General features: G+C 62.7%; 12 protein-coding genes. 5 read left to right on the top strand and 7 right to left on the bottom strand.

Annotated features, from left to right (window positions below):
* Positions 1-8: 8 nt before the first annotated feature.
* On the bottom strand, positions 9-1,016 hold the full coding sequence (gene cydB / locus AA098_RS04650) for a cytochrome d ubiquinol oxidase subunit II (RefSeq protein WP_003251612.1): 1,008 nt from the start codon (positions 1,014-1,016) through the stop codon (positions 9-11).
* A gap of 3 nt (positions 1,017-1,019) precedes the next feature.
* Complete coding sequence (locus AA098_RS04645) at positions 1,020-2,456, bottom strand: cytochrome ubiquinol oxidase subunit I (RefSeq protein ID WP_003251610.1); 1,437 nt, start codon at positions 2,454-2,456, stop codon at positions 1,020-1,022.
* Positions 2,457-2,799: 343 nt separating this feature from the next.
* Between AA098_RS04645 and AA098_RS04640 the strand changes: the two genes are divergently transcribed.
* The 3 genes from AA098_RS04640 to trmA all read left to right on the top strand — a co-directional run bounded on the left by AA098_RS04640 (position 2,800) and on the right by trmA (position 6,627).
* Positions 2,800-4,020, top strand: a complete 1,221-nt coding sequence (locus tag AA098_RS04640; protein ID WP_010955310.1) for an MFS transporter — start codon at positions 2,800-2,802, stop codon at positions 4,018-4,020.
* A 229-nt stretch (positions 4,021-4,249) separates the two neighbouring features.
* Positions 4,250-5,545, top strand: a complete 1,296-nt coding sequence (locus AA098_RS04635) for an NCS2 family permease (protein WP_003251606.1) — start codon at positions 4,250-4,252, stop codon at positions 5,543-5,545.
* Positions 5,542-6,627 (top strand): tRNA (uridine(54)-C5)-methyltransferase TrmA, encoded by a 1,086-nt coding sequence (trmA, locus tag AA098_RS04630; RefSeq protein ID WP_054889683.1) that lies wholly within the window; start codon positions 5,542-5,544, stop codon positions 6,625-6,627. Before AA098_RS04635 ends, trmA begins: the two co-directional genes overlap by 4 nt.
* 187 nt (positions 6,628-6,814) lie before the next feature.
* On the opposite strand, the gene pcaG is transcribed toward trmA, so the two are convergent.
* Both pcaG and pcaH read right to left on the bottom strand, forming a co-directional pair.
* Positions 6,815-7,420 carry a protocatechuate 3,4-dioxygenase subunit alpha gene (gene pcaG, locus AA098_RS04625; protein ID WP_003251601.1) on the bottom strand — a complete coding sequence of 202 codons (606 nt, stop codon included), beginning with the start codon at positions 7,418-7,420 and terminating at the stop codon, positions 6,815-6,817.
* A gap of 10 nt (positions 7,421-7,430) precedes the next feature.
* Positions 7,431-8,150, bottom strand: a complete 720-nt coding sequence (gene pcaH, locus AA098_RS04620) for a protocatechuate 3,4-dioxygenase subunit beta (RefSeq protein WP_003251597.1) — start codon at positions 8,148-8,150, stop codon at positions 7,431-7,433.
* 199 nt (positions 8,151-8,349) lie between these two features.
* Here pcaH and AA098_RS04615 point away from each other — a divergent pair, with 199 nt between their 5' ends.
* Entirely contained in the window at positions 8,350-9,240 is an 891-nt protein-coding gene (locus AA098_RS04615) for a neutral zinc metallopeptidase (protein WP_003251596.1), read from the top strand.
* 123 nt (positions 9,241-9,363) lie between these two features.
* Positions 9,364-11,331 (top strand): methyl-accepting chemotaxis protein, encoded by a 1,968-nt coding sequence (locus AA098_RS04610; RefSeq protein ID WP_371914703.1) that lies wholly within the window; start codon positions 9,364-9,366, stop codon positions 11,329-11,331.
* Between the two features lie 121 nt (positions 11,332-11,452).
* On the opposite strand, the gene ggt is transcribed toward AA098_RS04610, so the two are convergent.
* The 3 genes from ggt to AA098_RS04595 all read right to left on the bottom strand — a co-directional run bounded on the left by ggt (position 11,453) and on the right by AA098_RS04595 (position 14,755).
* Entirely contained in the window at positions 11,453-13,120 is a 1,668-nt protein-coding gene (ggt, locus tag AA098_RS04605) for a gamma-glutamyltransferase (RefSeq protein WP_003251594.1), read from the bottom strand.
* Positions 13,121-13,237: 117 nt separating this feature from the next.
* A complete protein-coding gene (locus AA098_RS04600; RefSeq protein WP_064615166.1) occupies positions 13,238-14,134 on the bottom strand; it encodes a LysR family transcriptional regulator in 897 nt (298 codons plus the stop codon).
* Positions 14,135-14,164: 30 nt separating this feature from the next.
* Positions 14,165-14,755: an NAD(P)H-dependent oxidoreductase gene (locus tag AA098_RS04595; protein WP_003251592.1), complete on the bottom strand. Its 591-nt coding sequence runs from the start codon at positions 14,753-14,755 to the stop codon at positions 14,165-14,167.
* Between the last annotated feature and the right edge of the window lie 48 nt (positions 14,756-14,803).

Genomic DNA, 14,803 nt, shown 5'->3' with positions numbered 1-14,803 from the left:
CGGCCCTCCTAGTGGTAGCCGTCTTCGTGGGTGACCTTGCCGCGGAACACATAGTAGCTCCAGAAGGTATACATCAGGATAAACGGCAGGATGAACAGGGTACCCACCAGCATGAAGCCCTGGCTTTGCGGTGGCGCTGCGGCATCCCAGATCGAAATCGACGGCGGGATGATGTTAGGCCACAGGCTGATTCCCAAGCCGCTGTAGCCAAGGAAGATCAGTACCAGCGTGAGCAGGAACGGCGTGTAGTGCGCGTTGCGTGCCACCGCTTTGAGCAACCCGTAGAAGGTCACCAGCACCAGTAGCGGTACCGGCATGAACCAGATCAGGTTGGGCATGCTGAACCAGCGGTCGGCAATCTGCGGGTAGGCGATGGGCGTCCACAGGCTGACGATACCGATCACCACCAGCAGCACCAGCGCCAGCGGCCGGGCCATATCGTGCATCTTCTGCTGCAGCGGCCCTTCGGTCTTCATGATCAGCCAGGTGCAACCCAGCAAGGTGTAGGCCACGATCAACCCCAGCCCGCAGAACAGGCTGAATGGGGTCAGCCAGTCCAGGGTGCCACCGGCAAAATGCCGGTCGACCACCTTGAACCCCTCCAGGAACGCGCCCAGCGCCACACCCTGGAAGAAGGTGGCGATCAGCGAACCCCAGATAAAAGCCTTGTCCCAGATGTGCCGTTTGTCGGCCTTGGCCTTGAAGCGGAACTCGAAGGCCACGCCTCGGAAAATCAGGCCGATCAGCATCAGGATCAGGGGCAGGTACAGGGCCTCGAGAACCACGGCATACGCCATCGGGAAGGCACCGAACAGTCCGGCACCGCCCAGGATCAACCAGGTTTCGTTGCCGTCCCATACCGGCGCGACAGTGTTCATCATGACATCACGGTCCTGCTCGCCCTTGACGAAGGGGAAGAGCATGCCGATCCCCAGGTCGAATCCGTCCATCACCACGTACATCATGACGCCGAAGATGATGATCACGGCCCAGATCAGTGGAAGGTCGATACCCATGGTTCAGTTCCCCTCGTTCAGGCTGGCAGAGGTGGCCTCGCGGCCATCATCGGCGGCGGACAAAGGCCGTGCCGGCGTGCGTTTCTGGCCTGGGCCTCCCGGTGTGTGCTCGTCACCCTCGCCGGTCTGCGGCCCTTTGCGTACCAGGCGCATCATGTAGCCAAGGCCGGTGCCAAACAGGGCGAAGTACACCACCACGAACGCCACAAGGGTGAAGCCGAGCTGGGCGTAGCTGTGGTTGGAAACACCGTCCGCCGTGCGCATCAGGCCGTACACCACCCAGGGCTGGCGGCCAATTTCGGTGGTGAACCAGCCGGCCAGCAGCGCGACCAGCCCGGATGGACCCATCCACAGGGCCACATGCAGGAACGGGCGTGAACTGTACAGCGTGCCGCGTTTGCGCAACCACAGGCTCCACAGGCCAACGAAGATCATCAGGAAACCAAGCCCGACCATGATCCGGAACGACCAGAACACAATGGTCGAATTAGGCCGGTCCTCAGGCGGGAACTCCTTCATCGCCGGCACCTGCTGGTCCAGGCTGTGAGTCAGGATCAGGCTGCCGAGCGCCGGGATCTCGATCTTGAACCGGGTAGTCTCGGCCTCCATGTCGGGAATGCCGAACAGGATCAGCGGCGTCGGCTCACCGGGCACGTTCTCCCAATGGCCTTCGATCGCGGCAATTTTCACCGGCTGGTGCTTGAGGGTATTGAGGCCGTGGAAATCGCCGATCACTGCCTGAATCGGGGCGACGATCAGTGCCATCCACATGGCCATCGACAGCATCTTGCGCACGGCCGGGTTGTCACGCCCGCGCAGCAGGTGCCAGGCCGCCGAGGCACCGACGAAGAACGCGGTGGACACGAACGCGGCAGTGGCCATGTGCATCAGGCGGTAGGGGAAGGAGGGGTTGAACACCACCGCAAACCAGTCCACCGGCACCACCCGACCATCGATGATCTCGTGACCTTGCGGGGTTTGCATCCAGCTGTTCGAGGCGAGAATCCAGAAGGTCGAGACCAGCGTACCGAGCGCTACCATCACCGTGGAGAAGAAGTGCAGACCACGGCCGACGCGGTTCCAGCCAAACAGCATGACGCCCAGGAAGCCGGCTTCGAGGAAGAACGCAGTCAGTACTTCGTAGGTGAGCAGCGGGCCGGTGACGGCGCCGGCAAAGTCGGAGAAGCGGCTCCAGTTGGTGCCGAACTGGTAGGCCATGACCAGGCCGGAGACGACGCCCATGCCGAAGTTGACGGCGAAGATCTTCGACCAGAAGTGATAGAGGTCACGGTAGACCTGGTTGTGGGTCCGCAGCCATAGGCCTTCGAGGACTGCCAGGTAGCTGGCCAGGCCAATGGTGATGGCCGGGAACAGGATGTGGAACGACACGGTAAAGGCAAACTGCATTCGGGCGAGCTCTAAGGCTTCTATTCCGAACATGGTGCTTCCTCTTCAGATAATCCGGCGGCCGGGCTTGTGGCCCCGTCGCCCACTGCCCCCACTGGGTCGAGTACGGCGTGTTTGAATTGTTCTGTTCGATCGCAGGGATTCCGGCCAGGCGGCCATTTCATTGATCTGGAACGATTGACCCAGATCAATTAATGCTAGGAAGCATAGTCCCGAATGGCCCGGTGGGCCGTGTGGTGGATTGCCGCGTGACCTGTTGCCTCACCCTCTTTAATTAACAGTGGAAAAGTGCCGACCCGAGCAAACAGTAACCGTTTGTTACAAACAGGTGATACGCTGCGCACCCCCTCTACTGCGCCGAGGCCCCTGGTTTCCGATGTCCGATTCCGCACCGCAGTTGTTGCGTCACCATCGTCCTTTTTTGGCCTTCTGGCTGGCCCGCGTGTTCACCGCCAGCGGCTTCCAGATGCTCACCGTGGCCATCGGCTGGCACCTCTACCAATTGACCGGCAACGTCCTGGACCTGGGCCTGGTCGGCCTGGTCGAGTTCGCCCCACGGGTGCTGTTCATGCTGCACACCGGCCATGTCGCCGACCGCTATGACAGGCGCAAGGTCGCCGCCCTGTGCCAAAGCCTTCAGGGGCTGATTGCCCTGGCGCTGGCGGTGGGCAGTGCCACCGACAACGTCACCCGCGAACTGATCTTTGCCCTGGCCTTCCTGCTCGGCGCCAGCCGCTCATTCGAAATGCCGGCAACCCAGGCGTTGTTGCCCAATGTGGTACCGGCCGGGCTGTTCCCGCGGGCAGTGGCGGCGTCGGCCTCGGCCACCCAGTCGGCAACCATCGTGGCGCCGGCGGTGGGCGGTTTCCTGTATGCCTTTGGCAGCATGTGGGTGTACGGCCCGACGGTGGCCTTGTACGCCATTGCCTGCGTGCTGACCCTGAGCCTGCAGGCGCGCGGCCAGGTCGCACAGCGCGGGCGCGCCAGCATCGAATCGCTGCTGGCTGGCATCCGCTTCATTCGCAGCCGGCCCGACATCCTCGGCGCCATCTCGCTGGACCTGTTCGCCGTATTGTTGGGCGGGGCCACCGCGTTGCTGCCGGTATTTGCCAAAGACATCCTGCTGACCGGTCCGATGGGGCTTGGCCTGTTGCGCTCGGCGCCAGCGGTGGGGGCGTTGCTGATGTCGCTCTGGCTGGCGCGCTTCCCGTTCCAGCGCAACGTCGGGCGGACGATGTTCACTGCGGTCGGCGTGTTCGGCGTGGCAACCATCGCCTTCGGCCTGTCGACCTCGTTCTGGTTCTCGCTGGCGGTACTGGTGGTACTGGGTGCGGCAGACATGATCAGCATGGTCATTCGCAGTTCGTTCGTGCAGCTGGAGACACCGGATGAAATGCGTGGGCGGGTGAGCGCAGTGAACGGCTTGTTCATCGGTGCCTCGAACCAGCTCGGTGAGTTCGAATCGGGGGTGACCGCGCACTGGTTTGGTACAGTGCCGGCGGTAGTGCTGGGCGGGGTGGGCACCTTGGTGGTGACCGGGGTGTGGATAAAACTGTTCCCTACCCTGGCCAAGCGGGATCGGTTGCATAACGGGTGATGCGTCACCCGTGCCGGCCTGTTCGCGGGCAAGCCCGCGCCTGCAGGGGACGTTACCCGCGCAGGGCCAGAAAAACCCATTCCCCAACGGCCATAGGCCCCCGCCATGCATGCTGGTATCATGCGCGGCTTTTTTCCTCCCCACACAAAACCACAGCATCCGGTACGGTCTGTGCTTTGCTGATGGGGTCGATACATTCATGGCGCCGGGGGCGCCTTGGGGAGCGGGCATGCTGGAAAGGCTGTTTCAACTAAGAGCACACAACACCAACGTGCGCACCGAGATTCTCGCGGGCGTCACCACCTTCCTGGCCATGGCCTACATCCTGTTCGTCAACCCGAGCATCCTCGGCGAGACCGGCATGGACAAAGGCGCGATCTTCGTTGCCACCTGCCTGGCAGCGGCCATCGGCTCCGCCACCATGGGCCTGATTGCCAACTACCCGATCGCCCTGGCACCGGGCATGGGCCTGAACGCGTTCTTCACCTACACCGTGGTGCTGCACATGGGCCACACCTGGCAGGTGGCACTGGGTGCCGTGTTCCTGTCGGCGGTGATGTTCTTCCTGCTGTCGATCTTCCGCATCCGCGAGTGGATCGTGAACAGCATCCCGCTGCCGCTGCGTTCGGCGATTGCCGCCGGTATCGGCCTGTTCCTGGCACTGATCGCCCTGCATAACGCCGGTATCGTCGTCGATAACCCAGCCACTTTGGTGGGCATGGGCGACCTCAAGCAGCCGTCGGTGATTCTCGCCACACTGGGCTTCTTCCTGATCGTCGGCCTTGAGTCGCTGAAAGTGCGCGGCGCGGTGCTGATCGGCATCCTGGCCGTCACCGTCGCGTCGATCGCCATGGGCGTCACGCCGTTCGGCGGGATCGTGTCGATGCCACCTTCGCTGGCACCCACCTTCCTGCAGCTGGACATCGCCGGTGCCCTCGATGTGGGCCTGATCAGCGTGATCTTCGCGTTCCTGTTCGTCGACCTGTTCGACAACTCCGGCACCCTGATCGCCGTGGCCAAGCGCGCAGGCCTGATGGGCAAGGACGGCCACATGCCGAAGATGGGCCGCGCCCTGATCGCCGACAGCACCGCCGCCATGGCCGGCTCCCTGCTGGGCACCTCGACCACCACCAGCTATATCGAGTCCGCTGCGGGTGTGAGCGCCGGTGGCCGCACCGGCCTGACGGCCATCGTGGTTGCCGTGCTGTTCCTGCTGGCGCTGTTCTTCGCCCCCCTGGCCGGCAGCGTGCCGGCGTTCGCCACCGCTCCGGCGCTGCTGTTCGTCGCGGTGCTGATGGCCTCGGGCCTGGCGGAAATAAACTGGGACGACGTCACCGAAGCCGCACCGGTGGTGGTAACTGCCTTGGCCATGCCGCTGACGTACTCGATCGCCAATGGTATCGCCTTCGGCTTTATCGCCTGGACCGCCGTCAAACTGATTTCCGGCCGCCGTCGCGACCTGAACCCGGCCCTGGTGATCCTTTCCATCCTGTTCGTCATCAAGCTAGGCTGGTTCAACGCATGAGTGCTGCTTTCGACCCCTCCTCCTACGCCACCCAACTGGACGCCAAGGTGGCCCGGCTGCGCGAGCTGCTGGCGCCATTCGGCGCGCCGGAACCGGCTGTTTTCGACTCACCGCGCGAGCATTACCGCCTGCGCGCCGAGTTCCGTCTGTGGCGCGAGGATGGCCAGCGCCACTACGCCATGTTCGCCCCAGGCGAGAAGCACAAAGCAATCCTGATCGACGATTTCCCCATTGCCAGCGAACGCATCAACGCGTTGATGCCACGCCTGAAGGCAGCCTGGCAGGCCAGCGAAGAACTGGGCAACCGCCTGTTCCAGGTGGAGTTCCTCACCACCCTGGCTGGCGATGCGATGATCACGATGTGCTATCACCGCCCGCTGGACGAGGCCTGGGAAGTGGAAGCACGGCAACTGGCTGAAGCGCTGGGGGTGAGCGTCATCGGCCGTTCCAAGGGCAAGCGCCTGGTTATCGGCCGCGACTACGCGGTGGAAAAACTCGATGTGGCTGGCCGCGTGTTCAGTTACCGCCAGCCGGAGGGTGCGTTCACTCAGCCCAACGGCGCAGTGAACCAGAAGATGCTCAGCTGGGCCTTCGAGGCCATGGGCGATCGTGAGGATGACTTGCTGGAACTGTATTGCGGCAACGGCAACTTCACCCTGCCGCTGGCCACGCGTGTACGCCAGGTGCTGGCCACCGAAATCAGCAAGACGTCGGTCAATGCCGCACTGAGCAACCTTGACGAAAACGCTGTGGATAACGTGCGGCTGGTACGCTTGTCGGCAGAGGAGCTGACCCAGGCACTGAATGAGGTGCGGCCGTTCCGTCGCCTGGAAGGCATCGACCTGAAGCGCTATGAGTTCGGCACAGTGTTCGTCGACCCACCGCGGGCAGGGATGGACCCGGATACCTGCGAGCTGACCCGGCGTTTCGAACGCATCCTGTACATCTCGTGCAACCCGGAAACGCTGGCAGCGAACATCGCCCAGTTGCAGGACACCCACCGCATCGAGCGCTGTGCATTGTTTGACCAGTTCCCGTATACCCACCATATGGAGAGTGGGGTTCTGCTGGTTCGGCGCTGATCGTTGTATTGCCGGGGCTGCTTTGCAGCCCATTCGCGGGCAAGCCCGCTCCTACATTGATCGGCGTACAGCCCATTGCTCAGCGTACAGCCGATTGCTCGGTGCACAGCCATTGCTCGGCGTACGCAGATCGTTGTAGGAGCGGGCTTGCCCGCGAATGGGCCGCAGAGCGGCCCCAAGCGTCACCTCAGAAGTCGAAGAAAACGGTCTCCCCTTCCCCCTGAATACGGATATCAAAGCGGTACGCCGTCTTCCCATCCACTTCGCAACGCTTGGCAATCAAGGTTTCACGCCGCTGCGGCTGCTCGATCAGGTTGAGCACCGGGCACTTGGCATTGGCCTGGGCCTCATCATCGAAATACAGGCGCGTGTGCAGGTGGATGTTGATGCCACGGGCAAACAGGCTGATGTTGATGTGCGGCGCCATCGGCACGCCCGCAGCGTTGTTCACCACACCCGGCTTGACCGTGTGCAGCGTCCACTCACCGGCATCGAAGGTCGTGGCGGTGCGGCCGAAGCTGTTGAAGGCGTTTTCCAGGTTGTAGGCATCCTGGTACTCGCCGTTAGCGTCGGCCTGCCACACTTCCAGGAACGAGTCGCGCACCAGGTGGCCATTACCGTCATACACCTGGCCGAGCAGCAGAATGTGCTCGCCTGGCGCGTCTGGCTTGGCCAGGCGGTTCCAGATTTCCTGATCGCGGGTCGGGTTGCCGGCCGCTTCCAGGGCCAGGCCGATGTGCACGTAGGGGCCGGCAGTCTGCGAAGGGGTTTCCGGCAGCAGTTCGATTGGCATGGCGGGGTCCTCAGCAGTTTTCGAAGTGGGTCTTGCGCTGGCCGCGCAGCACGATGTCGAAGCGGTAGGCCAGGCAGTCCATCGGGTTGGCGTTGCTCATGTCGAGCTTGGCGATCAACTGCTGCACGGCTTGCGGGTTGGCGATCGACTTGACGATCGGGCACATCGGGATCAGCGGGTCACCTTCGAAGTACAGCTGGGTGATCAGCTTGGTGGCGATCGATGGGCCGCTGATGGCGAAGTGGATATGCGCCGGGCGCCAGTCGTTCGGGCCGTTGCGCCATGGGTACGGGCCCGGCTTGATGGTGCGGAAGCTGTAGTAGCCGTCACGGTCGGTCAGGCACCGGCCAACACCACCGAAGTTCGGGTCCAGCGGCGCCAGGTAGCGATCGTTCTTGTGGCGATAGCGGCCGCCGGCGTTGGCTTGCCACATCTCCACCAGAGTGTTCGGCACAGGCTTGCCGTACTGGTCGACGACACGGCCGGCGACGATGATGCGCTCGCCAATGGGCAGCCCACCATTATTGAAGTTCAGCAGCAGGTCATGGTCGTGGGCGCCGAAGCCCAGGTGGGAAAAGTCCGGACCAGTGGTTTCGCTGATCGACTGCGGAATGCTGACCAGTGCCTGGCGCGGCGAGCGGGCAATGGACGTCTTGTAGTCAGGCGTAAGGGCTTTGGGGTGCCAATTGCGATCACGGATCACGAAGCGGCTGTTGTCCTGGGCGGGCATGCCGGTTTCCTCTCTTGGAATTATGAGAACGCCTGAGTGTGGCAGGCGGACTTACAGTTTCCGGCAGGTCGCGGGCGATGAACATTGAAATCGACCCCTTGATACATAACCAAATGGTTATGGATAAACACCTCGGCCTGACAGGTTCCACCTTCGTGAACTAATCTTTGTCTTCTTGTTTCACGCTCGGAGAGCATTCATGGAATGGCGAAAAGGCCGACGCAGCGACAACGTGGTCGATGCCCGAGGCGAAGGTGGCGGCGGCGGCATGCGTTTCGGCGGCGGCAAGGGGCTGGGGCTTGGGGCAATCCTGCTGATCGTCGGCATCGGCTGGCTCACCGGGCAGGACCCGTTGCAGATTCTTGGCCAGCTTGCCGGGCAGATGGAGCAGCAACAACAGCAGACGGCGCCCAGTGGTGCGGGCGGCAAGGCGCCACCGGCCAACGACCAGCAAGCCGAGTTCGTCGCCTCGGTTCTGGGTGACACCGAAGACACCTGGAAAGCCCTGTTCGCCGAGGCCGGCAAACAATACCGTGACCCCAAACTGGTCCTGTTCAGCGGCCAGGTCAATTCGGCCTGCGGATTTGCCTCGGCAGCGGTTGGGCCGTTCTATTGCCCGGCGGACCAGCGGGTGTACCTGGACATGTCGTTCTTCCGTGAAATGGAAACCCGCTTCGCTGCAGCTGGCGACTTCGCCCAGGCCTACGTGATCGCCCATGAAATCGGTCACCATGTGCAGACACTGCTGGGCGTTTCGGCCAAGGTCGACGCCGCACGACGCGCCGGCCAGCGCATGGAGGGCGACAACGGCCTGTTGGTGCGCCAGGAGTTGCAGGCCGACTGTCTGGCCGGGGTATGGGCATACCAGGCGCAGAAACGCCTGAACTGGCTGGAGCCAGGCGATGTCGAGGAAGCGCTGAATGCGGCCAATGCCATTGGCGACGACCGCCTGCAGCAGCAAAGCCGCGGGCGCGTAGTGCCAGACTCGTTCACCCACGGTACCTCGGCGCAGCGGGTGCGCTGGTTCAAGGCCGGGTTTGCCGAAGGTGAAGTGAACCGCTGCGACACCTTCAGTGCACGCACCCTCTGATACCCGGTGCAACAGGGACCGAGTGAGACCGCTTGCTGACATTTTGCTGAAAAAGCGTTTCAGCTTCCCCAATCATGGCCGATAACCCCTGCACGAATCAGCGGGCATCCAGAACAAAAACGCCTGGCGATCGAAGATCAAGAGAGCGAAATCAACTTCTGGAGAGCGTGCATGAACAGCTGGTTCGCCAACATCAGCGTCAACCTTAAACTCGGCCTGGGCTTCGGCCTGGTGCTGGTCCTCACTGGCCTGCTGGCCCTCACCGGCTGGACCAGCCTGGGCAGCCTGATCGACCGTAGCAACTGGATGGGCGATATTGGCCAGTTGAACAAGGACCTCACCGATCTGCGCATTGCGCGCCTGCAGTACATGATCGCCAACGGCGACGATACCGCCGCCGCCAACACCCTGGCCAAGCTGGACGCATTCAGCAAGCAGCAGGCCTACCTGGCCACCACCTTCAAAAGCCCGGAGAACGTCAAGCTGCTGGGTGAGCTGGGCGATACCATCAGCGCCTACAAGCTGTCGCTGAACAAGATGCGCCAGGGCTACGACGCCACCCGCGCAGCGCGCGTTTCCATGAACAGCTCGGCCATCCGCGCCGACCAGGCCATGGATGCGCTCAGCCAGGAGGTGATGGCTCGCCCCGAGGCTGACAGTACGCGCCTGGCCCAGTACCAGCTGATCAGCAAGGCCCGCCAGCAATTGCTGCAGGTACGCATCGATGTGCGTGGCTACATCGCCGAGAACAGCAGCGCCAACGAGCAGGCCGCCCTGCGCCAGCTGGATGCGGCACTGGCCGATATCGACAACCTCAAGCGCCAGCTGCCCAGCGAAGACGCGCGCCTGCAACAGTTCGAAAACGCAGTACTGGCCTATCGTGACGCCGTACGCCAGTTCCGCGACGCGGTTGCCAACATCACCACCTCGCGCGCCGAAATGACCGTGCAGGGTGCCGACATCGTCAAGCGCAGCGACGCGTTGTACCAGATCCAGCTAGAGCGCCGTGACATCGAGAGTACCCAGGCCCGCAGCCTGCAGGCCATCGCCACACTGCTGGCGCTGCTGGTCGGCGTGCTGGCGGCGGTGCTGATCACCCGCCAGATCACGCGCCCGTTGCAAGACACCCTGGTGGCCGTGGAAAAAATCGCCAGTGGCGACCTTACCCAGCACATGCGCGTCACCCGCCGTGACGAACTGGGCGTGCTGCAGCAAGGCATCGCGCGCATGGGCACCACCCTGCGCGAGCTGATCAGCGGCATCCGCGATGGCGTCACCCAGATTGCCAGCGCCGCCGAAGAGCTGTCGGCAGTCACCGAACAGACCAGCGCGGGCGCCAACAGCCAGAAAGTCGAGACCGACCAGGTGGCCACCGCCATGCACGAAATGGCCGCTACCGTTCAGGAAGTGGCGCGCAATGCCGAGCAGGCCTCACATGCAGCTACAGGTGCCGATGACGAAGCCCGTGCCGGCGACCGCGTGGTGGGCGAAGCGATTGGCCAGATCGAACGCCTGGCCGAAGACATGCACCGTTCCACCGAGGCCATGAACCTGCTGCAGCAGGAAAGCCAGAAAATTGGTAGCGTGATGGACGTGATCAAGTCGGTGGCCGAACAGACCAACCTGCTGGCGCTCAACGCAGCGATCGAGGCAGCGCGTGCCGGCGAGGCAGGCCGTGGCTTTGCCGTGGTTGCCGACGAAGTGCGCGGCCTGGCCCAGCGCACGCAGAAGTCTACCGAAGAGATCGAAGAACTGATTGCCAGCCTGCAGCACGGTACCCAGCAAGTGGCGAATGCCATGCAGGGCAGCCGTACCCTGACCGACAGCAGCGTCGAACTGGCGCGAAAGGCCGGGTCATCGCTGGAGAGCATTACCAGTACGGTATCGAGCATCCAGTCGATGAACCAGCAGATTGCTGCGGCGGCAGAGCAGCAGAGTGCGGTGGCTGAAGAGATCAGCCGAAGCATCCTGAATGTGCGTGATGTGTCAGAGCAAACCGCAGCAGCCAGTGACGAGACGGCAGCGTCGAGTGTGGAGCTGGCGCGGTTGGGTGGGCAGTTGCAGACACTGGTCAGCCAGTTCCGCGTCTGACCTTTGGAACCTGGGGCCGCTTTGCGGCCCTTTCGCGACACAAGGCCCCAACGCAGGTCCTCGTGGGAGCGGCCTTGTGTCGCGATAGGAGGGCAAAGCCCTCCCGGCGTTCTGACAGGTACTACTTGACGATCATCCCTACCCCACGCCCACGTGGGTCGGAAGCGGTCTCAAGCTTCGCCCCATCGACGCGGATCGCCTGGATGTCGCCCATCTCCCAGCCCTGGTCCTCCAGCACATAGCCCATCTTCTTCAGCTCATCAGCTACCGGCCCGGTCAGTGGCGCATAGCTGTCGAAGTAGATGGTGTCCTTGGGCAGCAACTGATGGTGCACGCGCTGCGCCGCCACCGCCTTGTCCAGCGGCATGCCGTAGTCGTACAGGTTGTTCATCACCTGGAAGATCGAGGTAAAGATCCGTGAACCACCCGGGGTACCGATTACCAGCTCGACCTTGCCATCGCGGGTCATCAGGCTGGGGCTCATCGACGACAGCATGCGCTTGCCTGGTTCGATCGCGTTGGCATCACCGCCGACCACGCCAAAGGCGTTCGCCGCCCCCGGTTTGGCGCTGAAATCATCCATCTCGTCGTTGAGCAGGAAACCAGCGCCCTTCACCACCACACCACTGCCATAGTCGAGGTTGAGGGTGTAGGTATTGCTGACCGCGTTGCCCTGCTTGTCGACGATCGAGAAATGCGTGGTCTGGTGCGGCTCAAGGCCCGGCTTGACCTTGTCGGTGTCGGAAATGGCCTTCGGGTTGACTTGGGCTGCGCGCTTGGCCAGGTAATCCTTGGCCACCAACTGGTCCACCGGCACCTTGGTGAAGGCCGGGTCGCCCAGGTAATCGGCGCGGTCGGCGAACACCCGCTTCTCGATCTCGGCCAGCAGGTGGATGTACTGCGCCGAGTTATGCGCCACACCTTTAAAGTCGGCCGCGCGGTCTTCCTTGATGCCCAGCAACTGGGCAAGCGCCACACCGCCTGAGCTCGGCGGTGGCGCGGTATACACCACATTGCCACGCCAGCTCACGGCCATCGGTTCACGCCATACCGCTTTGTAATCCTTGAGGTCATCTTTGGTAATCAGGCCTTTGTCAGCCTGCATCTGCGCCACCAGCAAATCGGCGGTCTTGCCTTGATAGAACTCGCTCACGCCCTTGGCGGCTATACGCTCCAGGGTCTGGGCCATTTCCGGCTGCTTGAACAGCTCGCCGACCTTCATGTTGCCGAAGTAATCGTTGAAGTTGGTCGCCGTCTTGAACATGCCTTGGGCATCGTTGCGGTACTGGTACTGCTTTTCCGCCACCTTGAAGCCATTTTTCGCATAGCCGATGGCCGGGGTCAGCAACTCGCTCCAGGGCAGCTTGCCGAACTTCTGGTGCGCCTCCCACAGGCCCATTACCGTACCGGGTACGCCTGCGGCGCGTGCCCCGACCAGGCTGAGGTTCTCGATGACCTCGCCCTTGTCGTCCAGATACATGTTGCGCGTGGCGGCCTTGGGCGCGACTTCGCGGTAGTCGAGGAAGTAAGGCTTGCCATCGACAAACAGGGTCATGAAGCCGCCACCGCCGATATTACCGGCCTCTGGGTAAGTCACCGCCAGGGTGAAGGCGGTCGCTACTGCCGCGTCCACCGCGTTGCCGCCCTTTTTCAGAATATCGGCGGCCACCTGTGCACCATATTGATCGGGGGCGGCCACCGCGCCGCCCTCCAGGGTGGCGCCGTAAACTGAGGAACAGCTCAGGATCGCGGCTGCGAGAGCCAGATACTGGAAAGGGACAATACGCATGACACTTCCTTGGTGTTGTTTTTGTTGAGCAGTCAGTAAGGCCGAAGCGCTTCGACTGTGCAATCAACCGTCGGAAGTTTCGCCGCCTGTGGACAGGATTTGTCGCGATCAGGCAACTCAGCAGGCGTACATCGCCAGCTGGCGCTGGATGAAATCCAGGAAGCACTGGATGCGCAGTGCCAACTGGGTGTTGCGGTAATACACCGCGTGGATCGGCTGACGGTAGCCATTGTTGGCCTCGCTCAGCAGCACCTGCAGGCGCCCTGTGCGGATATCTTCGTGGGTCATGAAGTGCGACAGGCTGACGATGCCCTCCCCGGCCAACGCCAGCTGGCGCAGGGTTTCGCCGCTGGAAGCAACCAACGCCGGGCGGATGCTCCAGCGATCGCCCTGAGCGTGACGTAGCGGCCAATGATTGAGCGACTCCGGTTGGCTGAAGCCGAGCAGACAGTGGTTGGCCAGCTCCTCGACCTGCCGTGGCGTGCCGTGCTGCTCCAGGTAGGCCGGACTGGCCAGCACCTGCACCGGACTACAACCCAGGCTGCGCGCGTGCAGGCTGGAGTCGGCCAGCTCTCCGATGCGGATCGCCACATCAGTGCTCTGCTCCAGCAGGTCGATGATCAGGTCGTCGGTGTTGAGCTCCAGTTCGATGCCCGGGTACTGGCGGCGGAACTCGCCGATCCACGGCAGGATGGCATGCAGCATGAACGGCGCAGCGGCATTGATGCGCAATCGCCCGGTCGGGGTCTGGCGGTTCATCGACAGACGCTCTTCCATCTCGTCCATCTGCTGCAGGATCAGCCGCGAGCGCTCAAGAAAGTAGCGCCCCTCTTCGGTAAGGTCCATGCGCCGGGTGGTGCGGTTGACCAGCGTGGTGCCCAGCTTGCCCTCCAGGCGCGACAGGGTGCGGCTGACGGCAGACGGGGTCTGGCCCATCTGCTCGGCAGCAGCGGAAATCGAGCCGCAGTCGATGACGGCGACGAATACCTGGAGTTCTTCGGATCGGGTTTTCACATTCAGGCCTGCGGCTGATATCAATCCGGATTAGATCGCCTTGCCGAACACCTTGTCCAGATGCGCCTCGTAGGCCGCCAGTGCCGCCGGCACATCCGGGCGCTTCATCACATCCACAGCCAGGAAGGTCGGCAGGCCGGTCATACCCAGGAACTGGTTGGCCTTGTGGAACGGGAAGTACACGGCATCCACCCCTTTGCCTTCAAAGAAATCGCTGGGGTCATCGAACGCCTGCTGCGGCGCGTTCCAGGTCAGCGACAACATGTATTGCTTGCCGTGCACCAAACCACCGCTGCCGTATTTCTGCGAGTGGTCCGAACGGGTACGGCCATCATTGGCATACAGGCTGCCGTGGCCGGCAGTGAACACGTCGTCGATGTACTTCTTGACGGTCCACGGCGCGCCCATCCACCAGCCGGGCATCTGATAGATCACCACATCGGCCCAGAGGAATTTCTCCACCTCTTCCTGGGCATCGTAGCCGCCATCGATGAACGTCTGGCGCACATCGAAGCCGGCGCGGTCCAGGTGAGCGATGGCCGCTTCGTGCAAGGTCGCGTTGAGACGGCCTTCGGAGTGAGCGAACTGTTTACCACCATTGAGCAGAAGGATCTTTTTCATGCTGGCCTCCACGGCCGAGTCAAAAATTGATGCCGGCAGGTTAGAGGC

It is taken from the genome of Pseudomonas sp. JY-Q (assembly GCF_001655295.1).
Taxonomy (GTDB): Bacteria; Pseudomonadota; Gammaproteobacteria; order Pseudomonadales; family Pseudomonadaceae; genus Aquipseudomonas; species Aquipseudomonas alloputida.
Note: the sequence above shows the minus strand (reverse complement) of the source record. Positions and strands in the feature narration are given on the sequence as shown.